Genomic DNA, 22745 nt, shown 5'->3' on the forward strand with positions numbered 1-22745 from the left:
ATGGATGCAGTGGAGCGTTTTAGGTGTAATCTAAATCTATCATTTCTATCATTTTTTACAAATTGATACTTAATTTAATGAAAACACCCCTGGATTTCACTACCAAATACCCCTATACCTGATAGACTAACTAATAATATATTATTCCAAGGGGGAAAACATGAAGAACTTCTCAAAATTTCTATCTATTTTATTAGCCGCGGTGATTATATTATCTGGATGCTCAAGTAATAATGCTGCGGATTCGGAGAGCCGAGCTGCGGATGAGAAGCTGGCATTATCCTATGTCACAAACTATCACAATGGAACGAAAGAGGCCAAAACGAAGTTTGTTGATGAGAGTATACACCCTGATGTGCAAGGTAAATTCCGTGTTGGTACTAAGAGAGCGCTTCCGGAGGACGAGCAGCTGAAGGAGCCGAAGGTTGCAGAATCTGTGGCATATGATGACGGAGAAACAAAAGGATCATTAGTACTCATTCAATCGGCAGACGATAAAGAAATAATTGCGCTGATTACCGAAAATAAAGTTTACATGAGTTTAGCTCCATCCGGGAACGCTGGGGATTCGTACCAAGAAATACGTAGTCAATTTAAAACAGCTAAATAATGAAGTACCAAAAGTCACTGGGTCTTAATTGACCCCCGTTAAGTAGAAGTAGAAAAGTATACATTAGAATACAAATAAAATGATTAAGCTGCCTTAGCCCGTACTTCCATCGGGCTAAGGCTATTTAGTTTTTTATAACCAGGCGGATAGTTTCGATAAAAGCGGCGAAGCGCCCAGAACATTGCGTTTTTCATCGCCCTCGCCCGAAAGATTTAACGATATGATCACCGATAATAATCTCCTTCATGTGCATACTTCTTTATCTGTTCGGAAATTTTGATTCAAAAATTATTATCTAGGCATTTGAACAGGCTAAATTTCTATATACCCATACAATAAGAAAAGAATAGGGGAAATGCTATGTATCGTCCGATTATTTGAGAGGTGAAGGTCTTTGGATTGGAATCAAAACAGAGGAACTTACCATGCATTTATCAGCCTTGGAGCAACGTGCCAGACTGCTCATCAATTAAGAAGATTAAAACTCCGCAAATTTAGTGGCCCACTTGATTGGTTCATTTCCTACCCTTCTTCGAAAATTTCGCATCTTCTCAAGACAAGGTTCAATGGGTTTATGGAATTAGACAAATTGCGTCTTATAAACATAGTCGATAATCATTATGTTTTACGTGATACGGAATACCATGTAGATTCGTATCATGATTTCCCCGTTCCTTATAATCCCAATCAGCTGTACCCCAAGTTTAAAGAGAAAATGGATCGTAGGGCATCCAGATTTTTAAAAACGATAAAAACCGGTCCTGTTTGTTTCGTTCGTACAGAAACCTCAAGCTCTGAGGCGCGACTCTTGGAACAAGCTTTATATGGAATTTCAAACAAAGATTTCAGGATACTTATCGTTAATTTCCATAATCAGTGGGGAAAGGGCGTCATTTATGACGATTGGGGGCTACAGCGCGTTTCTTCTGTCAAAATTCCGACGGGAAAAAATTGGAGAGGCTCAGACCATCATTGGGATCTCATTATGAAAGGGTTTAATTCAGTTTAGTGCCCATTTCCATCTCTTAGAAGATTCGGATCCCCCCCTTAACTTATACTGTCACGTAGCACAACTGTTATCTCATGGGTATTATTTTCCTTTAGAGGCATCTGGAAAACACATAATTCATAATCCATTTTTGCATAAAGTCTATATTTTCTTATAATTGAAAATAGATACTATTGAACCTGAAGGAGATCTCTGGATGAAATTTTTTATGATCCCTGAAAAATGGAGATGGAATGGAATTGTAACGATAGGTGGGATATTAGTAGGAGCAGGAATTGCTGATTGCATATACTCCCTTAATCGATTAGATCTTAATCAACTAGCCAGAGGGTTAACGATCTTTAGTGCAGGCCTAACCATTTTAGTTGTCATGGATAACACCAAAACGCAACGGGCTACCGAAAAAATTCAAATAGAAAATGAACTTCGATTACAAAGAGTTGAGGAACAGCTAAATGCCATTCATCAATCCCAACATATGACCGAACAACAACTACATGAAATAAAAGCACTGCTGAATAAATCTAATTCATAGAAATTATTAATGATAGTCTTCAAAGAGTAATCAAGAAGTTATTAGGAGGGGATAATCGATTTCTCCATTAACTTTGCTTCGTAGATTATTCCCAGATGACGTTCTTAGCGGTTGGATATCGATGCCGTGCTCGTCCGCTGTTGTCTTCCTACGAAGCCATTCCCCAGCTTCCTGCGCGCGGAGCGTACCCCTGACAGGGGCAAATCCCCTTTTCAACTCCACCAAAACAAAAAACCGACCTCACGCGGTCGGTTTTTTCAGGTTTTTGGTGGAGGCGAGGGGATAATCGTTTTCTTCATTGAACTTGCTGTCGATGCTTATCCTTCGATGACTACCTTAGTGGTTGAAATCGATGCCGTGCTCGTCCGCTGTTGTCTTCCTACGAAGCAAAATCCTTCGCTACCTGCGCGCGGAACGAACCCCAGGGGTTCTCATCCCGATACTTCGCCTATTTCCACCAAAACAAAAAACCGACCTCATGCGGTCGGTTTTTTCAGGTTTTTGGTGGAGGCGAGGGGATTCGAACCCCTGTCCGAAGATAACGCAACACGAGCTTCTACGGGTGTAGTCACAGTTTTGATGTCACCCGAGCATCGCCCCGTAACCGGCTATGCTTTGGGTCAGCCTGATTGTCTTCTTCAGCACACCCCAGGCGGAGATGTGACAGCGTATCCCACTAAAAGTTGAGCCCCTATCTCGGCACATGGGCGATGCAGAGTAGAAGCACGCTCACAGGTTATTAAGCTGCGAAAGCGTAGTTTGTTTGTTGTTTGCCGTTTAAATGGCTTTAGCGTTGATGAAGTGGACGCGTCCCCACTACCCGCTACCCGAGCCCGAACTATCCCCGTCGAATCCAAGAACGCCCCCATAAATGATAAGCGAACCTCGCCCATCAGGGGAATAGAGTCTTGAATTAAAGAGAATCTAGTTAAGACACAGATAGTGTATCCTTCCACACTATTCAGTTGTCAATGATGTTCGTATTCGGTCAGCAGCGATACCATGTTGTGCAGTAGTTCGTTACCGACACGTTTATTATAACACACTCAAACGAAAGTTGTTAGTCAACTTGTTACCAATGCTACATGCCATTTCCTTGGTACAAATGATCCAAAAGGAATACTGCTAACAACAGTACCCAAAAATCGCATTATGCTTCAAGCTAACCTTAATACTTCTGCTTCTCACGCAGCGCGCGTTGAATTTGACGATCCGCATCCCGCTTCGCAGCCGTTTCACGCTTATCGTAGTTCTTCTTGCCTCGTCCGAGTCCAATCAGCAGCTTCGCATATCCGTTACGAACGTAAACCTTCAACGGAACGAGCGTGTACCCTTCTTGCTTCGTCTGCCCGATCAGCTTGTTAATCTGCTCTTTGTGCAGCAGCAGCTTGCGCGCACGCGTCGGATCAGTAGGATTGTGTCGATTACCCTGCTCGAATGGGCTAATATGCATATTGTGAATAAACGCCTCACCACCGCGAATCGTAGCAAAGGAGTCATTAATGTTCGCTTTGCTCATGCGCAGCGACTTAATTTCTGTCCCTGTCAGCACCATGCCCGCTTCATAAGTGTCCTCAATAAAATAATCATGGGACGCCTTCTTATTTTGGGCTAAAACTTTATTATCATTCTTCTTACCCATGATTGCCCTCCAACGTTACGACAATGACATCATCGCCAAGTGAACGAAGCAAGATTGCTTTGAACCACGTCACTATAGCGCTTATTGCTTAGAAGTATATTGTACCAAAAAGAACACCCCCGACTCAAGCAAGAAACATATTGGCTCAACATGTATTCAGACAAGAATGGGCACAGACAATGATTATCTTAAAGTGTTCTTGGATCCATCTCTCTTCAAGGGAATCCAATCACGATAACATATGAACATCTGAGACTCCTTGTAATCGAAGTATCATCTCGCAGCATACGGCTACCGATTTTACATCTTCAGACAGCACCTTCAGTTCAATTTGCAAATGTCTTGCACTTGCCAAGGTTCGCTCTTTGTCATCCAATTCTTCGGGGTGGCCGCCCTCCCTGCCGACTTCCATATCGCTTTCAGACAAATGATCGCTTCTATCCTTCTGTGCTGTGCCCTGTCCCGCTCCAAGCCACTTCGTCCACGACTTCCCTGCATTGCGCTCCGGCCGCATACGAATGCTTCGTACCGTAAGCCCCTGCTCCTCTACAACCTTTGTCAATTCTGACAGCCATCCTTCACGTTCCTCCACAACGACTTCCAACTCGTGAATTCGATGTGCAACCCGATTTTTAATATCATACTTATTCAGCAGCCACAAAGCGACGAGAGATAAGGCACAACCGAATAAGGCCGCAGAAATAAAGCCAGAGCCGCAAGCAAGCCCAATCGCCGCCGAAACCCACAAGGAAGCAGCTGTCGTTAGCCCCTTCACACTTGTTCCATTGCGTATTATCGTCCCTGCTCCAAGGAAGCCAACACCGCTGACGACCTGAGCCGCAATACGCGCCACATCCACAGCGGCTTTATTATCACCGCTTAAATCTGGGAATCCGTATACCGATATGAGCATGACGAGCGCCGATCCGAGGCTCACCAACATATGCGTCCTTAGCCCTGCAGCCTGACTTCGCTTCTCCCGCTCCAATCCAATACAGCCACCTAGTACTAATGCAAGCACCATACGCAGTATGACATGATACATCGATATATCTGAAGGACTCATTTTACTCACCTCTCTAATGAAGTAAAAAGCAGCGTCTCCTAAGATATGTACATTGTATCATATGTATTCCGATTGATTGTTCGTGTGCCCGCCCCAGCGTATAAATCTAAACTCAGCTTCTATCACAGAAATAAAATAACGGCTCCAGTCCCGCTTAAGCGGAACCAGAAACCGTTATTTCTTGTTTGTTTCATGGAAAGCCTATCGCTTTTTACGAACGAATTTCGCCGTCTTGCTATTGGCCTTTCCTTTATTCTTTGCGGCTTTCTGCGCGGTCTCTCCTTGATTCCGAGACTGTGCCGCCTCTTCGCCAATGAAAACGCCGCTTTCGGACGTCGAACGTCGTCCCTTCTTACCTCCGCTGTTCGAGTTATGATTTCTGCGGAAGCCTCCGTCACGTCCCTGCTTAAAGCTACCTTGGTCGCTCTCGTTCGATCGTCCATAACCGCCTCGTCCAGAACCAAAATCAAAAGAGCGTGGACGATCGACTTCTTCTTCAGCATCCGCGATCAGTCGATCTACCCAATTGGAGTCATCATACTCCTTCTTCGCTGGGGCAGGACGCTCCGCATTCCCTTGTCCCGCTCCAAAGGTAATGCCTCCCTTGCCTCGCGGCTGGGAAGAACCGGATGACTTGTCGTACGGGTTGTATCCACGTCCCTGCTCTTGGCGCCCCTTGCGTCCACGGCGGCCCCTCTGCTGATCACGGAACTCGCCTTGGTTATACCAATCGCCAGCGAATGTATCGGCCTCATGCTCCACAGCATCACCATTGTTGTGACGCTCATAGCGAGCATCCCGCTCCAATCGCTCCTCATGCTGGTGCTGATCTCGTCCGTCACCACCTCGCGACTGCTGGTTTGAAGAAGCACCATACTGTTCATAAGCCTGCTGTTCTGCAGGATCAATTCCAGTGACGTTGCGTCTATCAGCACGGCCATCTCCACGCACACTTTGACCAGCGTGCCGATCTAGGCGACCGACTCCACGCATACCTTGACCAGCGTGCCGATCCACACGACCGTCTTCACGCGCGCCTTGACCAGTGTGCCGATCCACACGACCGTCTCCACGCGCGCCTTGACCAGTGTGCCGATCCACACGACCAGCTCCACGCGCGCCTTGACCAGCATGCCGATCTGCACGTTGTCCACGATCGTTACGATCTGCCGGGCGATTATCTCTACCGCCGAATCGATCCGAACGACCGCTTGCTCCTCTATCCGCATCGCGGCCATTTCGCGATTGACCACCACGGTCGCGTTCTCCTGGACGGCCGCCTTTTCCATCCTTACGGCCCTTATAATCGCCACGTCCAGCTCCACCGCGTCCTTCGGCACCAAATCCACCGCGACCACGTTTCTTCCGAATGTCGAAGCCGAAGTCACGACCATTGTGGCGAGACTTACTCTCAATCAGCTCAAAATCGATCGTATGCTCATCCATATTGACACGAGCTACCCGAATGCGAACTTCATCGCCAATACGGAATACATTTGCCGTCCGTTCCCCGATCAGCACCATATGCTGCTCATGGAAGTGGTAATAATCATCATTCAACTCGCTTAGTCGAATAAGCCCTTCAACCGTATTGTCCAGCTCAACGAACATCCCGAAGCTTGTCACACTGCTAATAATGCCATCAAATTCCTCACCGACCTTATCGAGCATGAATTCGGCCTTCTTCAACGCTGTTGTGTCCCGCTCTGCATCAACGGCTACCCGCTCACGCTCTGAGGATTGCTGTGCAATATCCGGCATGCGCGCATGAAGCTGCTCCAAGCGCTTCTCAGGCAACGCTCCTCCGTTATCCATTACTTCCCGCATGACTCGGTGAATAACCAAGTCTGGGTAACGGCGGATAGGCGATGTGAAGTGCGAATAGAATTCAGCAGCTAGACCGAAGTGACCTGTCATCTCCGCATCATACTTCGCCTGCTTCATCGAGCGAAGCATCATCGTGCTGATCACAGTCTGCTCACGCGTTCCCTCAATTTCCTCAAGCAGCATCTGCAAGGAACGAGGATGTACCGAATTGCCTTTGCCTCGAACAACATATCCGAAGTTCGCCGCGAAGGACATGAAGTTGAACAGCTTCTCACTATCCGGCTCTTCATGAATCCGGTATAGGAACGGAACTCTGAGCCAGTGGAAATGTTCCGCAACCGTCTCGTTAGCTGCCAGCATGAACTCTTCAATAATTTGCTCCGCAATCGTACGTTCCCGTTTGATGATATCAGTCGGTACGCCCTTCTCATCAACCAACACCTTCGATTCCACGAAATCGAAATCAATTGCGCCTCGGTTCATCCGCTTCCCGCGGAGCTTCAACGCCAATTCCTTCATCAGCTTGAAGCTGTCAACCAAATAAGCGTAACGTGCTGATACCTCAGGATCCTCATCCTCAACGATTTTCCGTACATTGGTGTACGTCATACGCTCAACGGTACGAATCACACTCGGGAATACATCATGCTTCACGAGCTTCGCCTTCTCGTCGAACTCCATCTCACAGGACAATGTCAAACGATCCACACGCGGATGGAGAGAGCATATTCCGTTGGACAATCGATGCGGCAGCATTGGAATAACTCGATCCACCAGATACACACTGCAGCCGCGAGCATATGCCTCGCGATCCAGTGCAGAACCTTCTTTCACATAATAGCCGACATCCGCAATATGGACGCCAAGCTTGTAATGTCCATTCGGAAGTTGCTCTACATATACCGCATCATCCAAGTCCTTCGCATCTTCTCCATCTATCGTGACGATATTCATGCCCCGTAAATCACGGCGTCGCTGACTGATGATTTCTTCCTCGGTTATGGAATCCGGCACAGCTTCTGCTTCTGCCATCACTTCATCAGGGAACGCCTCCGGAAGCTGATGCTTACGGATGACGGACAAAATATCAACGCCAGGATCATCCTTGTGACCAAGAATTTCGGCCACCATACCTTGCGCAGCTGCTCTTCCTTCCGGATAGCTTACGATATGGACAACGACCTTCTGTCCAGTAACCGCGCCATGCATATCTTCTTTTGGAATAAAGATGTCACGATTGATTCGCTTGTCGTCTGGAATGACAAATCCATACGATTCATAATTTTGGAAAAGACCGACAACACGCTCCACTGCACGCTTCACAATGCGCACAACTTCGCCTTCCAATCGAGCGCCATCAAAGCCTTTATTCGTCACGCGTACAAGCACGGTATCCCCATGCATCGCAGTCTTCAAATCATTTGCGTGAATGTATACATCGGGGTGCCCCGTTTCTTCCGGAATCAAGAATGCGAAGCCTTTGGCATGCGCCTGCAAGCGTCCGCGCAGCAAGTTCATACGCTCCGGCACACCGTAGCGGTCTGTGCGAGTGCGCAGCACCTTACCCTCTTCTTCCATTTGATTCAACATTTTCAGAAATGCCTTGAACTCTGAAGCGCCTTCAATATCGAAATGCTGCTCCAGTTCTTGATAGGTCATCGGCTTATAAGCGGTTTCACGCATAAAGTCCAACAACTGTTGTTCTGTTACCATTCCTTCACCTCACCTTGCCATGACCTGCATGATACAGTATAACAATATATAACCTAGTATACACGAAATAAAATCGTTACATCCCGGCGCTTTTCCTACATTTTTTCCGTTCGATCCACATCGTAACAAGTTTCTTGTCTTCGCCGGAAAAATGGGCACAAAAAAAGCGAGGAGCATGTCCTCGCTTTGCTTACGAATGGGAATTAACCTTTAAGGAAATAAGCTACGATCAGTGACAAGATAAAGAATCCTCCTGCCAATACAACCGTTGCACGTTGCAGGAACAAGTCCAGACCGCGTGCCTTCTGCTTTCCGAATAGATGTTCCGCACCGCCGGAGATGGCACCTGACAAGCCGGCACTTTTCCCTTTCTGCAGAAGCACAATGCTAATCAAACCGATAGAAAAAATGACAAGCAAAATTTTCAAGAAAATTTCCACAGTTACACCTCCTAATGCGTGATACACGTTCGAAAAGCCAAAAACAGTACTTTTATTGTATCACACGAATAAGAAGCAGGCAAGGCTTATCCTCTCTCCCTTTCCTTTCTCTTCCGGAAAGCTCACTCCAGGCTTCAGAGTTCAGGGCCATCCTTACACAATCGTCCCTTACTTATGCTTCGCCATGCTGCAGCAAGCGCAGTGCATTGTGGCGCACAGGTCCAACATACTGATTAAGTGGGAAGGAATGGCGGATCGCTTCCGTAATGAAGCTCTTCGCCTTATGGACGCTCTCACGTACATCATTCCCCTTCGCCAGTTCTGCTGCTACTGCTGCTGAATACGTACAGCCAGCGCCATGCGTATAGGTTGTATCGATCAGATCAGCATCCAATATTTCGAAAGATTTGCCATCATACAATACATCGACGGAAGTAGGCAATCCAATCTTGGAGCCGCCTTTCACCAACACGTACTTCGCTCCCTGCTCTTGAATGCGGGCAGCGGCTTCCTTCATATCTTCAAGCGTGCGAATTGGCGCTGTTCCTGCCAGCTGTGAAGCCTCGAACAAGTTCGGTGTAACCACGACAGCCTTCGGTACGAGTATGTCCCGCAAAGCATCGTTCGTCTCTGGGTGAAGTGCCTCGTCAGCACCCTTGCACACCATAACCGGGTCAACAACGACGTTCGGAATGTTATGCTTCTCAATGGTGCGTGCGGCCAGCTCAATAATATCGATAGAACCCAGCATACCGGTCTTCATGCCTGAAATACCGACACTCATGATTGTCTTCAATTGCTCTTCTATCGTAGAGAGCGCGATTGGGAACACCAGGTGCGCCCATCCTTCTTCCGGATCCATCGTTACAATGGTCGTCAATGCGGTCATGCCGTACACACCGCGTTCTTGGAAAGTTTTTAGGTCAGCTTGAATGCCAGCTCCACCGCTCGTATCCGAGCCAGCTAATGTCAGCACTTTATGAATCGGTTTCATGTATCCTTACCCCTTTACAGTTTCTTGTTCCTCTAAATTTAAGATAAGTACATTATAACCGATTCACATGAATCTTCCGAGGAGCCAATACTATTTTTCGACAATCTTTATACTGCCCGCTTCTGTCCGTACCTTTATAACCATATCGCTTCCATGTTTCTCATTCGGTGCGGAGACGCTTCCTAACTCTGTTTTCAGATCAAACTTCCCGTTGTATTCAGGAACAATACGAATATTTACGCTTCCGAGTTGGCTTTCCGCATCGATCGGATGTGCCGCAGCTTGAACAATCGAGACGGAGCCTGCATTGGCTGAAGCCTGAACATTCTTCTTCGTCTGGTTCAAGTCAACACTTCCCAGTGAAGAGCTTGCTTCAATCTCCGCATCGACATTATCTGCTACCACTTGACCCGAGTCCGACCTAAGCTTAACGAAATCCCCTGTTACGTTCTTTACTTTTACCCTTCCCAGATTACTTAATGCTTCAAGTTGCTTAATATGTCCACCTGTCATTTCGAACGTCCCAGCAGAGACCTTTGATGACATATTGTCGAGCACAAAATCCTCCGATGTATGGATGATAACTTCATGATAACGGCGTTGCGTATTGCCAATGTTGATATTCAACCATCCTGCATTATCATTGTCTTCAAAATTCAGCTCTAGCGTTCCATTCTCCGCCTGAACATCACGAATTCGATTAATAACCGCTTCTGGCGCCTGCCCCTTCAACTCAATCATATTCTTGTTATCATTGATCCAACTTACCTTAACATCCCCATAATCCGCATTAATAACTATACTCTCAAGTTCCCTTACATCAATGCGAGATTCGTAATCAGATGTCTTATCTGCCCCTTTTTCCTGACCAGATGCATCCTGTGATCCTTCCGCAGAGATACGGTACTCATAAGAAGGCAGTTGTGATTTAAATAACTGACTTGGTCCGTAATACATCAAGCCCGCAGCGCCTGCCACGATACATACGATTCCGACCATGTTCATAGTTGCACGATTCCAATTCATCTAACCTCACTCCTTCCTTCATAGGCGACCCAGTGGAAATAGGTTCGGTTCCATTTCAAATATGCACGTCCTACAGCAACTATCGCCTGTATCAAAAATATTCCGATGCCGAACGCAATCGCTACGATCGACAACTCTGCACGATAAAACTCTCCGCCAAACCCAATTTTGAATACGAACAAAAGAGGAGTTGCCAATAAAGCTATTGCCGCTACTCCAAGCCCAAACCACGTTGCCCATAGTCCGAACATAACCGGGACAACCATAATGCTAATAAAGATCGTACCTGCATAGGCAAAAGCTGAGCGGGGACGTCGTCCTTCGGACTGCTGATATGGTGGGTAAGCAGTATTCGGTATTCCGCCGTACTCTTGAGAATATCGATTTGGTTCCCCGTAGTGCAGGTTCGATTCCAATGGCTGTTCAGCCTTCCTCAGGAAGCTAGGATCCTCGAAGAGCGGAGGTACTTGTGAAGCTTGACCTTGATGACTAGGAATAAACGGCTCTGTCACCGGCTCCCGTTCAACCTCTTTATCCCCTCGTTCACCTAACAGCAGTTCGGCCGCAAGCTCTTCCGGATCGCCAAGCTCTCTAGCAATCTCTTCTTCTGTTCGTCCCTGCTGCTTGCTGAATTCAAAGTGTGCATCATACTCTGCTAATATTTCATTGCGCTCCGCCTCTGGAAGCGACAGTAGGCCCATTTTCAATTGCAGCATAAATAACTGCTTATGCACATTGTTCACCTCTCATTTCTCCTTGTATTCTTCTTCTTCCGCCTCGGTAAGCAGATTGGCTACTCTCGACACAAATTTATCCCACTCGGTCACGAGCTCATTCATATAATCCTTGCCCACTGGAGTAAGCTTATAATATTTCCGTGGTGGACCCTCGGTAGATTCTTGCAAATAGGTTGTACAGTGGCCATCCGCAACCATCCGCCGCAGAACTGGATATAGAGCACCTTCAGCAACCTCCACATGCTTGGATATCTGCTGGGCCAGCTCGAAGCCGTAACGGTCTCTCTGGTTAATGAGAACCATGACACACAGTCCGAGCACCCCTTTTTTAAATTGAACGATTTCCTTCAATCGAGTCACCTCCACTCCATAACGTGATGAATTATAATTTATGATTCAGTATTGTATATTGATTAGTAGTACACGATGATTATATCCCCTGGAATAGTGTTCCACAATAGGCTTTTTCCAAAACTAGTCTCAGGTCTAGGTAAAACCCATCTCTAGTCGGAGCGATCGATGAAGCATAATTTCACAAAGATCAGAACAGGGAAGAAAGAGAAATAAGGGAGGACAAGAAGGGCAAGTACGAAAGGCAAGCAAAAGTAAAAGGTAGATTAAAGGAAGAACACAATATGTCTACTTCACATATGAGTTCATAAAAAAGAAGCCAGACCCCTTCAAGGGAGTCTGGCTTCTATCGAATCAGCAAGCCGCTTGTGCGGTAAGCCAATTATTTTTTCAAGTTGTAGAAGGATTTCAAGCCGTCGTAACGAGCTGTGCTTCCCAAGTTGTCTTCGATGCGAAGCAATTGGTTGTACTTCGCAACGCGGTCTGTACGGGAAGGAGCACCTGTCTTGATTTGGCCAGCGTTTGTTGCAACCGCGATGTCAGCGATTGTGCTGTCTTCGGACTCACCGGAACGGTGGGAGATAACAGCTGTGTAGCCAGCACGTTTTGCCATTTCGATCGCTTCGAATGTTTCTGTAAGCGTACCGATTTGGTTAACTTTAACCAAGATGGAGTTACCGATTCCTTTTTCGATACCTTGAGCAAGACGCTCAGTGTTTGTAACGAACAAGTCGTCACCAACGAGTTGTACTTTGCCGCCCAATTTTTCAGTGAGCAACTTCCAGCCATCCCAATCGTCTTCGGACATACCGTCTTCGATTGTGATGATTGGGTACTTATCAACCCAAGAAGCAAGAAGATCAACATACTCAGCAGATGTGTAGGACTTGCCTTCGCCTGCCAATGTGTATTTACCGTCTTTGTAGAACTCAGTGGACGCAACGTCCATACCCAAGAATACTTCTTCGCCTGGCTTGTAGCCAGCTTTTTCGATTGCTTCAATGATAACTTGAAGCGCTTCTTCGTTGGAACCAAGGTTAGGAGCGAATCCACCTTCGTCACCTACTGCAGTGTTCAAGCCTTTGCCCTTCAATACGGACTTCAGGTTGTGGAAGATTTCAGCACCCATGCGAAGTGCTTCTTTGAAGTTAGGTGCGCCTACTGGCAATACCATGAACTCTTGAACGTCGATGTTGTTGTCAGCATGCTCACCACCGTTGATGATGTTCATCATTGGTACTGGCAATTGCTTCGCATTGAATCCGCCAAGGTATGTGTACAAAGGCATATCCAATGCATGTGCAGCAGCGCGAGCTACAGCCATGGATACAGCCAAGATTGCGTTAGCACCCAATTTGCCTTTGTTAGGCGTGCCATCAAGCTCGATCATTGCTTTATCGATTGCAACTTGATCAAGAGCATCGTAACCGATGATTTCTGGAGCGATAATTTCGTTTACGTTTTTAACAGCGTTCTCTACGCCTTTACCAACGTAACGGCCTTTGTCGCCATCGCGAAGCTCAACTGCTTCGTGAGCACCAGTGGATGCACCGGAAGGTACGATTGCACGGCCGAAGCCGCCGGATTCCAATTTTACTTCTACTTCTACCGTAGGGTTACCACGGGAGTCAAGCACTTCGCGTGCGTATACGTCCATAATCATTGTCATGGTGTGTACAACTCCTTTTTTGAGTGTTTATAGATAAATTACTATATATCCATGTAAGTTGTAAAACTTACTTCTTAATCATGCTTTGTCCAGTCATCTCTGCTGGCTGAGGAACGTTCATCAAGTCAAGAATCGTCGGAGCGATGTCTGCCAAGATGCCGCCTTCGCGCAATTCCACTTCATTCGAAGTAACGATGAATGGAACCGGGTTCGTCGTATGTGCAGTGAATGGACGGCCTTGCTCGTCGAATACCATATCCGCGTTGCCGTGATCCGCCGTAATGAGGCAGACGCCGCCTTTCGCCAATACCGCTTCAACTACCTTGCCCATGCACTCATCCGTAGCTTCTACGGCCTTGATTGTTGGCTCCAGCATACCGGAGTGACCAACCATATCAGGGTTCGCGAAATTCAGGATAATCGTATCGAACTGGTCAGAGTTGATTTCGTTCACTGCTGCTTCTGCAACTTCGTAAGCACTCATTTCAGGCTGCAGGTCGTAAGTTGCTACCTTAGGCGAGTTGATAAGCACACGCTTCTCACCAGGTAGTTCAACGTCACGTCCGCCGCTGAAGAAGAACGTTACGTGTGGATACTTCTCAGTTTCCGCAATACGAAGCTGCTTCTTGCCATGCTGCACGAGCACTTCACCAAGCGTGTTGTCCAACTCTTTTGGAGAGTAAGCAACGTATCCGCCAACTGTCTCTGCGAACAATGTCAACGCAACGAAGTGCAAGTTCTTAGGCAACTTGTCGCCACGATCAAAGCCGCGGAAGTCATCATTGGTGAACACTTGGCCAAGCTGGATCGCACGGTCAGGACGGAAGTTCATGAATACGACAGAGTCGCCATCTTGAACCAAGCCAACCGGCTGATCATTCTCATCCACAATAACCGTAGGCATAACGAACTCGTCATATACGGATTGGGAATAAGATTCTTCTACTGCAGCAAGCGGATCGCGGTATTTCGGGCCTTCGCCGTATACCATCGCGCGGTACGATTTCTCAACGCGTTCCCAGCGCTTGTCCCGATCCATCGCATAGTAGCGGCCTTGAACCGTAGCGATACGGCCTATGCCAACTTCAGCGATTTTGGCTTGCAGCTTTTCGATATATCCGCGGGAGCTGTCAGGCGCAACGTCACGGCCATCCAAGAATGCGTGAATGTATACGTCCTTCAAGCCTTCACGCACACAGAGATCGAGCATTGCAAGTGCGTGATCGATATGGCTGTGTACGCCGCCATCGGACAACAATCCGTAAATATGAAGCGCCTTGTTGTTCTCCTTCGCACTCTTCACTGCTGCAAGCAATGTTTCGTTCGAGAAGAAGTCGCCCTCACGGATCGATTTCGTAATGCGAGTCAGGTCTTGATACACGATGCGTCCAGCACCAATGTTCAAGTGGCCTACCTCGGAGTTCCCCATTTGACCTTCTGGCAAGCCTACCGCTTCGCCGCAAGCTGTCAGTGTCGTATGAGGGAATTGGCTCATGTAACGGTCGTAGTTTGGCTTGTTCGCTTGCGCGACTGCGTTGCCAACTAGTGTATCGCGAAGTCCGAAGCCGTCCATGATGATAAGTGCTACCGGTCTAGGTGCGGACATCTTACTTCGCCCCTTCCACCAAGGAGATGAAGGAAGCTGGTTGCAAGCTTGCGCCACCTACCAATGCGCCGTCAATATCACTTTCTGCCATGTATTCACGTACGTTTTCCGGTTTTACGCTTCCGCCGTATTGGATGCGAACAGCTTCCGCAACTTCGTCATTGTACAAGCCCTTCACAACACTGCGGATGTAGCTGATAACTTCATTCGCGTCTTTTGCTGTGGAAGATTTGCCTGTACCGATCGCCCAGATTGGCTCATAAGCGATAACAGATGCTTTAGCTTGCTCAGCAGACAATCCTTGGAATGCTGCTTCCGTCTGCACTTTGCACACGTCGTTCGTTTTGCCGGATTCGCGCTCTTCAAGCGATTCACCCACACATACGATTGGCGTCAAGCCATGACGGAATGCTGCGTGCATTTTCTTGTTTACTGTTTCATCAGTTTCCGCGAAGTATGCACGACGCTCGGAATGACCGATAATGACGTAGTGTACGCCAAGATCTTTCAACATAGCGCCGGAAATTTCGCCTGTGAATGCACCGGAATCTTCAAAGTGAAGGTTTTGCGCACCAATCTTGATGCTTGTGCCTTTCACTGCTTCAACCAATGCTGGCAAGTTTGTAAATGGTGCGCAGAGTACGCTTTCTACGCCTTCCACTTCTGCCTTGCCTTTCACTTCGGATACGAAAGCGACAGCTTCCGATACCGTTTTGAACATTTTCCAGTTCCCTGCGATAATCGGTTGTCTCACACGATTCACTCCTTTACGCATAAGGGAGCGGCCGAAGCCGCCATCCCCTTACTTGCTCTCTTACTTATCGTTCAATGCAACCACGCCTGGCAATGCTTTGCCTTCCATGAATTCAAGGGAAGCACCGCCGCCTGTGGAGATGTGATCCATTTTATCTTTCAGCTTGAACTTCTCAACCGCTGCTGCAGAGTCGCCGCCGCCGATGATTGTGTAACCAGCAGTTTCCGCACATGCTTCTGCTACTACACGCGTACCATGAGAGAACGGCTCGATTTCGAATACGCCCATAGGCCCGTTCCATACAACAAGCTTGGAATTCTTGATAACGTCAGCATAAATTTCACGAGTTTTTGGACCAATGTCAATGCCTTCCCATTCAGCAGGAATGCTGTCGATCGCTACCACTTGTGTGTTTGCATCTGCACTGAAGTCATCTGTAACTACGATATCTACTGGCAAGTAGAGGTTTTTGCCAAGTTCTTTGGCTTTCTCGATAAAACCTAAAGCAACATCAAGCTTCTCGTTGTCGACAAGCGACTTCCCGATTTCGTTGCCTTGTGCTTTGAAGAATGTGTATGTCAAGCCGCCACCGATCACGATATTGTCGGCGATTTCCAACATTTTGTTGATAACGTCGATTTTATCTTTAACCTTGGAACCACCTACGATTGCCGTAAATGGACGCTCAGGGTTTGTCAGCGCTTTGCTAAGTACATTCAATTCTTTCTCCATCAACAGACCGGACACGGCTGGCAAGTGATGTGCGATGCCTTCAGTGGATGCATGTGCACGGTGAGCCGCGCCGAACGCGTCGTTCACAAACAAGTCCGCAAGTTCTGCGAAGGCTTTAGCCAATTCTGGATCGTTCTTCTCTTCGCCTTTGTGGAAACGAACGTTTTCAAGCACGATAACGTCGCCGTTTTCCATTTTTGCAATTTCAGCTTTTACGTTTTCACCAATTGACTCGTCAAGCTTCTTAACGGGCTTACCAAGCAGTTCGCCAAGACGTACTGCTGCAGGTGTCAGACGCATGGAATCCACAACTTCGCCCTTCGGACGACCCATGTGGCTTGCCAAAATAACTTTCGCACCTTGTTCCACCAAATAGTTAATTGTCGGCAGCGTTTCGCGTACACGTGTATCATCCGTAATTGCACCATTCTCCAATGGCACGTTGAAATCGACACGTACAAATACGCGCTTACCCTTAACTTCTACATCACGCACACTTTTCTTGTTCATCCCCGTGTTCCTCCTATCGTCGATTACACCGGCACACGCCTCTCTCTGGTGTGTTGTTCGGTATGTTCTGTGTTCTTGTTCTGTATGGGTTCCATCTAAATCTTTCTTTCTCTCTATATATCGTATATCGTTCGTTAGTATGTTCTGTTTCTCTCTGTACTCTCTATCTCTGTATATCTAGAAAATCTGTGTCCGCACTGGTTCTCGATATGCTCTAGGCACTATAAGGATCAAAAGAGGAGGCCTGAACGGTCACTCCTCTTTGATTGTAAGTGCTATGCGATTACAGACCTTTTTTTGCGATGAAAGCTGCCAAGTCTACAACGCGGTTGGAGTAGCCCCACTCGTTGTCGTACCAGGATACAACTTTAACCATGTTGCCGCCAATTACCATCGTTGTCAAAGCATCGATAGTGGAGGAAGCTGGGTCGCCGTTGAAGTCGCTGGATACCAATGGCTCTTCGGAGTAGTTCAAGATGCCTTTCAATGGGCCTTCAGCTGCTTCTTTCAAAGCTGCGTTTACTTCTTCAACAGTAACGTCTTGCTTAAGTTCTACTACCAAGTCCGTAACGGATACGTTAGGAGTAGGAACACGCATGGACATACCGTTCAATTTGCCTTTCAATTCAGGCAATACAAGGGATACCGCTTTAGCAGCACCAGTTGTAGTAGGGATGATGTTTTGAGCTGCTGCACGAGCACGACGCAAGTCTTTGTGCGGCAAGTCAAGAACGTTTTGGTCGTTAGTGTATGAGTGAATTGTGTTCATCATACCTTTTTCGATACCGAATTTGTCGTTCAATACTTTAGCGAATGGCGCCAAGCAGTTTGTTGTGCAAGAAGCGTTGGAGATGATTGTATGGCTTGCAGCATCATACTTATCTTCGTTAACGCCCATAACGATTGTGATATCTTCGTTCGTAGCAGGTGCGGAGATGATAACTTTCTTCGCGCCGCCTTTCAAGTGCATTTCAGCTTTGTCTTTCGCTGTGAAGATACCAGTGGACTCAACAACGATTTCAACGCCGTTTGCGCCCCAAGGCAAGTTCTCAGGGTTACGCTCAGCGAATACTTTCACTTCGCGGCCGTTAACAACCAAAGCGCCCTCTTTAGCTTCTACAGTAGCTTCGAATTTGCCGTGAGTTGTGTCATATTTCAACAGGTGAGCCAGAGTGTTTACGTCTGTCAAATCGTTGATTGCAACGATTTCTACTTCTGAATTGTTCAATGCTGCGCGGAATACGTTACGTCCGATACGACCAAAGCCGTTAATACCAACTTTAACCATTGATGATTCCTCCCATTTCCTTCGCAATTTTTTTATATATCTCAAGACGGCCTGTAAGGCACATCGAGACCACAATGTTTCAATACTTCAACTGCTGCTGCTTCATCAATAACGAGAATGTCTTCGTGTCCTGCACGAAGCACTGCAGCAATCGATTCACCCTTGCTCTGACCTCCAGCAATGGCAATGACTACCTCCGTGCGAGAGATGTCCTCTAGGCGAAGGCCTAGTGTTAGCATCGTATGAACGACATGCCCGTCGCGGTCAAAATAATACCCGAATGCTTCTGCAAGCGCCCCTTCTTGGAGCAGCTGCTGGATCGTCTCTTCATCGGCACGGCGTCGCTTCGCCATGACGAGAGCCTCTCCGATGCCATGCACGACGATGCGTGCTTGGCGAATTACTCGTAAAATGTCCTGGATGTTCGGTTCCTGCTTAAGTGACTGGTACGCTTCCTCACTCAGCAAATCTGGCACATGCAAGAGCCGATACTGAGCGCCTACGCGCTTCGCCATCGTGGATGCGATTGTGTTTGCTTGATATTCCAAGCTCTCCCCAAGTCCCCCACGTGCAGGTACGAACCAATTTCCTTTCAACGGTGATGAACTCGTCAAATGATCTGCCATTGCAGCCAATGTGGAGCCGCCTGTCACCGCCACGACATCTTCCTTGTCCATTACGCTGCTGAGCGCTCTACAAGCCGCTTGCCCGAGTTCTTGCTTCACGGCAGGCGATACATCCGAATTGCCGGGTACGACAATGACCTGCTTCAAACCGAATGCTTGGCGGATACTCTCCTCCAGCTGGCGCATCCCGAGCAATTCGCCCATCACGGATTCCAGCTTCCGGACAAGTTGCCGGCCTTCATCAGTGATTCGCATACCCGTGTTATCCGAATCAATCAGGCCTTGCGCCTTCAATAAATCGGTCTCTGCACGGAGCACACGCTCGGTCATCTGCAATGACGTTGCCAGCGTTCTTCTCCCAATGGAGTCGGACAACATGATTTGATGCAGGATGGTGTAACGCTTCTTCAACAGTTCAATGAGTTCAGGTAGAAGTCGCTTCTGTATTTCTAACCACTCACGCATTCTCTCCACTCCTGCTTCCCATAAGCAACCGTTGGACTAAAAACGTCCCATCTCTACATTTTTTGTCCCACCACTATTCTACCGAATAACGCAGCAACTTGCAAGTATCCTGAACCCCTGATTTCGCGCCCAAAATCGTGAATTTTCTGCCTATAAACAACTTCTATAATAAGCAAGCAATATCGAAGTTATTCAATATCAGACAACATATCCAAAAGGGCATACGACATCCTATGATGTAATTAACCCAAAATGCGACAAGTTAATACATATTTCGCAAAAATTTTAGACATTCCTCAGTATAGACATTAATGAGGGACATCATGCCATGCTCATACCTGCGTTTACAAAAGTTTTGATCTCCCCTCAACATCCTGTTCGTTCTCCTCGTCCCTATTTAGTTTAGCCATCAACATTACTCACTTATATCGGGCAACGCCCACCTATTCGGCACCGTCTAAAAGAATTCAACCGTTCCCTCCTCAAAAGTTAAAACCTTAATTCAAGTTGGAGGAGACTCTTCGCTACGATGCCAATACCACTGTCTCTGTATCCCACTAATCAATAGGCAACTTCCAAACTCTCCATTTGAAGCAAATTATTCAAGGCTCTCACTTGACTTTGTAATACGCTTTCTTATATAATAAATTTTGCTCTTGTATGAATGCGCCCGTGGTCCAATGGATATGACGTAGGCCTCCGGAGCCTGAGATCAAGGTTCGATTCCTTGCGGGCGCGCCATTTACACTCCTGTCCTTATTTGGTACAGGATAAGAAGCTACGTTACGCATATATTTAGGTGAATAAGCACGGAAGTAACATCTTGAATTTTGCAGAAGCGAAACGATAGATGTTTTTTTCTCGACATAGTTTGACCATCTTTGACTTTTTGTATCAAGTCCTTTATATTGAATGTGTAATGATATTAGTTAGGAGGGGTTATCTTGAGTTATGTACCCGTAGTTGTTGAACAGACGAATCGTGGCGAAAGATCTTATGATATTTACTCTCGATTGTTGAAGGATCGCATCATCTTCCTCGGAACAGAAGTGAACGATCTTGTGGCGAATTCGATTATCGCCCAGCTGTTGTTCTTGGCTGCAGATGACCCGGAGAAGGATATTCATTTGTACATCAATAGCCCGGGCGGTTCGATCTCGGCCGGCATGGCCATATATGATACAATGCAGCACATCAAGCCAGACGTATCAACGATTTGCGTGGGCTTGGCAGCTTCCATGGGAGCGTTCCTGCTTAATGCAGGTGCCAAGGGCAAGCGTTTCGCCCTGCCGAACAGTGAAATTATGATTCATCAGCCGCTTGGCGGAGCACAAGGTCAAGCGTCCGATATCGAGATTCGCGCACGCCGCATCTTGAAGATGCGCGACACGTTGAACAAAATTTTGGCGGATCGCACAGGCCAACCACTTGAGCGCGTGGAGCGCGATACGGATCGCGACTACTTCATGTCTGCCCAAGAAGCGTTTGAGTACGGTCTGGTTGATAAGGTTCTTGGCAAAGAATAAGCGGTAAAGTGATACAGCCTCTCTCATGCAAATCATTTTGCATGTAGAGAGGCTGTTTTTATTGCTTATTTTCAACTGAAATGAATCACGAAAAGCAAGGTTTACTTAGGTAAGAATGATCGGCAAGGACTCGAAACCGAACATAAACTCACTCTGGATGCGCTTTAACGGCTTGGAATGATCACATTGGTAGTTCGGGAAACGATCGAGCATTGCATTCAACGCTATCCTCGCTTCCAGCCGTGCAAGTTGGGCCCCCAGGCAGAAGTGGATACCATGACCAAACGCTAAATGCGGGTTCGGCTGACGACGAATATGGAAGAGATCTGGCTGCTCGAACACAGACTCGTCATGATTCGCCGATCCAATCCACAACATGACGAACTGCCCTTCAGTTAACATCATGCCATCTACTTCCACATCCTTCTTCACACGGCGAAACATTAACTGTACCGGCGAGGTAAACCGCAGCACTTCTTCAATAGCGCCAGGCAGTAAAGAACGATCGGATCTAATATCGTCCCATGCGATGCGCTCACTGTCGAAACATACTAGAGCAGAAGAGAGCAAATTCGTTGTCGTTTCATTACCAGCCACAAGCAGCAAAATACAGAACCCAATGAGTTCATAAGGAGACAACGGCTCTCCGTCAGCCTTTGCATGCACAAGCCTAGTGATCAGATCATCCTGTGGATTACGGCGGCGTTCTTCTGCGATCGCCTCGAAATATACAGCCATCTCCTTTTGGCAATTGCTATTGCGGTCAATGTCACCACTCACCAATGCCTCCGACCATTCCCGGAACTGATCTCGATCGTGTACTGGTATGCCGAGTATTTCTGCGATTACAATAATCGGGAGCGGAACTGCGAAATCTTGAACCGCATCCATTCGTCCATTCCTTTCCACCTTATCTAGAAGCTCATTCGCCAATGCTTCAATTCGTGGAATCATCTTTTCAATGGATCTAGGTGTAAATGCTTGCGAAACTAATGTTCGAAGCTGGCTATGCTTCGGCGGATCGGTGCGGAGGATGCTGTATTCAATCGGCCGCTTGTCTTCGCTTCGCAATTCGGAGGAAAAATGATCGTTATCAGCAAATATGCTCTTAATATGATCGTATCGGTACGCATGCCAGAACGTTCCCCCCAGCAGCTGAGGACTCTCTGAACGCAACAAAGAGCTCTCTGACCATAACAGAGGACTCTCTGAACGCATGGTTTTGTAATGAGATAATGGCAACACTTCATGGTCTTGAATCCATTTTATCATTCAACCTCTCCCCTCCTTAACCGTGCAACATAGCTTCAGTCACAACCTCTTCCTCTATTTACAGGTGTTAGAATAATATCTTACATTAAAATAAATATATGTAAATTATGACCTACATAGACCTAGGCCTGTATGTACAAAAACAACTTCGGGTCGACCTGTTACAAACCGAAATTAATTCATTTAGCTTCAAAAAAAGGACCGCATCGCGCAAACGCCGATGCGGTCTATATATGTTCTAGGGGTAAACTGTAAACCATGAGAAAGATGAAACGGATCACCTTGTGCAACGGAAGACTCCGGTTGACCAAGGCCAGTAATCGCTGCCGGCAACCCTCCTTCGCAAG

Annotated in this window: 19 protein-coding genes, 1 tRNA gene and 1 other RNA gene; 5 read left to right on the top strand and 16 right to left on the bottom strand. The window is 47.1% G+C overall.

The genetic code is table 11. The features are described 5' to 3' along the window. Positions 1–160: 160 nt before the first annotated feature. From AZ66_RS05995 to AZ66_RS06005, 3 genes are all read left to right on the top strand, one after another. The gene (locus AZ66_RS05995) at positions 161–610 is read left to right on the top strand and encodes a hypothetical protein (protein ID WP_044354009.1); all 450 of its coding nucleotides are present in this window, start codon (positions 161–163) and stop codon (positions 608–610) included. A 394-nt stretch (positions 611–1004) separates the two neighbouring features. Continuing rightward, complete coding sequence (locus AZ66_RS06000; protein WP_044354010.1) at positions 1005–1619, top strand: DUF1796 family putative cysteine peptidase; 615 nt, start codon at positions 1005–1007, stop codon at positions 1617–1619. 196 nt (positions 1620–1815) lie between these two features. Beyond that, positions 1816–2154 (top strand): hypothetical protein, encoded by a 339-nt coding sequence (locus tag AZ66_RS06005; protein ID WP_021258205.1) that lies wholly within the window; start codon positions 1816–1818, stop codon positions 2152–2154. A gap of 502 nt (positions 2155–2656) precedes the next feature. Here the strand turns inward: AZ66_RS06005 and ssrA are convergent. From ssrA to AZ66_RS06075, 15 genes are all read right to left on the bottom strand, one after another. After that, positions 2657–3021, bottom strand: a transfer-messenger RNA (tmRNA) gene (ssrA, locus tag AZ66_RS30430). A 301-nt stretch (positions 3022–3322) separates the two neighbouring features. Next, positions 3323–3796: an SsrA-binding protein SmpB gene (gene smpB, locus AZ66_RS06010; protein ID WP_021252812.1), complete on the bottom strand. Its 474-nt coding sequence runs from the start codon at positions 3794–3796 to the stop codon at positions 3323–3325. A gap of 229 nt (positions 3797–4025) precedes the next feature. Further along, complete coding sequence (locus AZ66_RS06015; protein WP_044354011.1) at positions 4026–4862, bottom strand: MgtC/SapB family protein; 837 nt, start codon at positions 4860–4862, stop codon at positions 4026–4028. Positions 4863–5063: 201 nt separating this feature from the next. Next, positions 5064–8402 (bottom strand): ribonuclease R, encoded by a 3339-nt coding sequence (gene rnr / locus AZ66_RS06020; RefSeq protein WP_044354012.1) that lies wholly within the window; start codon positions 8400–8402, stop codon positions 5064–5066. Between the two features lie 203 nt (positions 8403–8605). Next, positions 8606–8842, bottom strand: a complete 237-nt coding sequence (gene secG, locus AZ66_RS06025) for a preprotein translocase subunit SecG (RefSeq protein ID WP_021252815.1) — start codon at positions 8840–8842, stop codon at positions 8606–8608. A gap of 172 nt (positions 8843–9014) precedes the next feature. Next, positions 9015–9836 (bottom strand): pyridoxine/pyridoxal/pyridoxamine kinase, encoded by an 822-nt coding sequence (pdxK, locus tag AZ66_RS06030; RefSeq protein ID WP_044354013.1) that lies wholly within the window; start codon positions 9834–9836, stop codon positions 9015–9017. A gap of 90 nt (positions 9837–9926) precedes the next feature. Further along, positions 9927–10862 carry a DUF4097 family beta strand repeat-containing protein gene (locus AZ66_RS06035; RefSeq protein ID WP_044354014.1) on the bottom strand — a complete coding sequence of 312 codons (936 nt, stop codon included), beginning with the start codon at positions 10860–10862 and terminating at the stop codon, positions 9927–9929. Then, positions 10859–11605, bottom strand: a complete 747-nt coding sequence (locus tag AZ66_RS06040; RefSeq protein WP_021258211.1) for a DUF1700 domain-containing protein — start codon at positions 11603–11605, stop codon at positions 10859–10861. The genes AZ66_RS06035 and AZ66_RS06040 overlap by 4 nt, the downstream gene beginning before the upstream one ends. Before the next feature lie 3 nt (positions 11606–11608). Further along, positions 11609–11950: a PadR family transcriptional regulator gene (locus AZ66_RS06045; RefSeq protein WP_021258212.1), complete on the bottom strand. Its 342-nt coding sequence runs from the start codon at positions 11948–11950 to the stop codon at positions 11609–11611. A 382-nt stretch (positions 11951–12332) separates the two neighbouring features. Next, on the bottom strand, positions 12333–13619 hold the full coding sequence (gene eno / locus AZ66_RS06050; protein ID WP_021258213.1) for a phosphopyruvate hydratase: 1287 nt from the start codon (positions 13617–13619) through the stop codon (positions 12333–12335). 67 nt (positions 13620–13686) lie between these two features. Next, a complete protein-coding gene (gene gpmI, locus AZ66_RS06055; RefSeq protein WP_044354015.1) occupies positions 13687–15225 on the bottom strand; it encodes a 2,3-bisphosphoglycerate-independent phosphoglycerate mutase in 1539 nt (512 codons plus the stop codon). 1 nt (position 15226) lies between these two features. Beyond that, positions 15227–15979, bottom strand: a complete 753-nt coding sequence (gene tpiA, locus AZ66_RS06060) for a triose-phosphate isomerase (protein WP_044354016.1) — start codon at positions 15977–15979, stop codon at positions 15227–15229. 60 nt (positions 15980–16039) lie between these two features. After that, on the bottom strand, positions 16040–17221 hold the full coding sequence (locus AZ66_RS06065; RefSeq protein WP_044354017.1) for a phosphoglycerate kinase: 1182 nt from the start codon (positions 17219–17221) through the stop codon (positions 16040–16042). Positions 17222–17504: 283 nt separating this feature from the next. After that, positions 17505–18509 (bottom strand): type I glyceraldehyde-3-phosphate dehydrogenase, encoded by a 1005-nt coding sequence (gene gap / locus AZ66_RS06070; RefSeq protein WP_021258216.1) that lies wholly within the window; start codon positions 18507–18509, stop codon positions 17505–17507. 41 nt (positions 18510–18550) lie between these two features. Then, a complete protein-coding gene (locus tag AZ66_RS06075) occupies positions 18551–19600 on the bottom strand; it encodes a sugar-binding transcriptional regulator (RefSeq protein WP_021258217.1) in 1050 nt (349 codons plus the stop codon). Positions 19601–20266: 666 nt separating this feature from the next. Between AZ66_RS06075 and AZ66_RS06080 the strand changes: the two genes are divergently transcribed. Then, positions 20267–20341 (top strand) — tRNA-Arg (locus tag AZ66_RS06080). A gap of 203 nt (positions 20342–20544) precedes the next feature. Further along, entirely contained in the window at positions 20545–21126 is a 582-nt protein-coding gene (gene clpP / locus AZ66_RS06085) for an ATP-dependent Clp endopeptidase proteolytic subunit ClpP (RefSeq protein WP_021258218.1), read from the top strand. A gap of 105 nt (positions 21127–21231) precedes the next feature. Here the strand turns inward: clpP and AZ66_RS06090 are convergent, their stop codons facing one another. Next, a complete protein-coding gene (locus AZ66_RS06090; protein WP_044354018.1) occupies positions 21232–22398 on the bottom strand; it encodes a cytochrome P450 in 1167 nt (388 codons plus the stop codon). Positions 22399–22745: the final 347 nt, after the last annotated feature.

Origin of the sequence: Paenibacillus sp. E194, assembly GCF_000935845.1 — a bacterium.
GTDB classification, from domain to species: Bacteria; Bacillota; Bacilli; order Paenibacillales; family Paenibacillaceae; genus Paenibacillus_B; species Paenibacillus_B alvei_B.

What these genes read in the sequence shown, in the direction of transcription:
- AZ66_RS05995 (WP_044354009.1), top strand. Translation starts at nt 161, where the DNA reads ATGAAGAACTTCTCAAAATTTCTATCTATTTTATTAGCCGCGGTGATT.
- pdxK (WP_044354013.1), bottom strand. Translation starts at nt 9,836, where the DNA reads ATGAAACCGATTCATAAAGTGCTGACATTAGCTGGCTCGGATACGAGC.
- smpB (WP_021252812.1), bottom strand. Translation starts at nt 3,796, where the DNA reads ATGGGTAAGAAGAATGATAATAAAGTTTTAGCCCAAAATAAGAAGGCG.
- AZ66_RS06075 (WP_021258217.1), bottom strand. Translation starts at nt 19,600, where the DNA reads ATGCGTGAGTGGTTAGAAATACAGAAGCGACTTCTACCTGAACTCATT.
- rnr (WP_044354012.1), bottom strand. Translation starts at nt 8,402, where the DNA reads ATGGTAACAGAACAACAGTTGTTGGACTTTATGCGTGAAACCGCTTAT.
- gap (WP_021258216.1), bottom strand. Translation starts at nt 18,509, where the DNA reads ATGGTTAAAGTTGGTATTAACGGCTTTGGTCGTATCGGACGTAACGTA.
- AZ66_RS06015 (WP_044354011.1), bottom strand. Translation starts at nt 4,862, where the DNA reads ATGAGTCCTTCAGATATATCGATGTATCATGTCATACTGCGTATGGTG.
- AZ66_RS06005 (WP_021258205.1), top strand. Translation starts at nt 1,816, where the DNA reads ATGAAATTTTTTATGATCCCTGAAAAATGGAGATGGAATGGAATTGTA.
- AZ66_RS06090 (WP_044354018.1), bottom strand. Translation starts at nt 22,398, where the DNA reads ATGATAAAATGGATTCAAGACCATGAAGTGTTGCCATTATCTCATTAC.
- gpmI (WP_044354015.1), bottom strand. Translation starts at nt 15,225, where the DNA reads ATGTCCGCACCTAGACCGGTAGCACTTATCATCATGGACGGCTTCGGA.
- eno (WP_021258213.1), bottom strand. Translation starts at nt 13,619, where the DNA reads ATGACAATGATTATGGACGTATACGCACGCGAAGTGCTTGACTCCCGT.
- AZ66_RS06065 (WP_044354017.1), bottom strand. Translation starts at nt 17,221, where the DNA reads ATGAACAAGAAAAGTGTGCGTGATGTAGAAGTTAAGGGTAAGCGCGTA.
- AZ66_RS06035 (WP_044354014.1), bottom strand. Translation starts at nt 10,862, where the DNA reads ATGAATTGGAATCGTGCAACTATGAACATGGTCGGAATCGTATGTATC.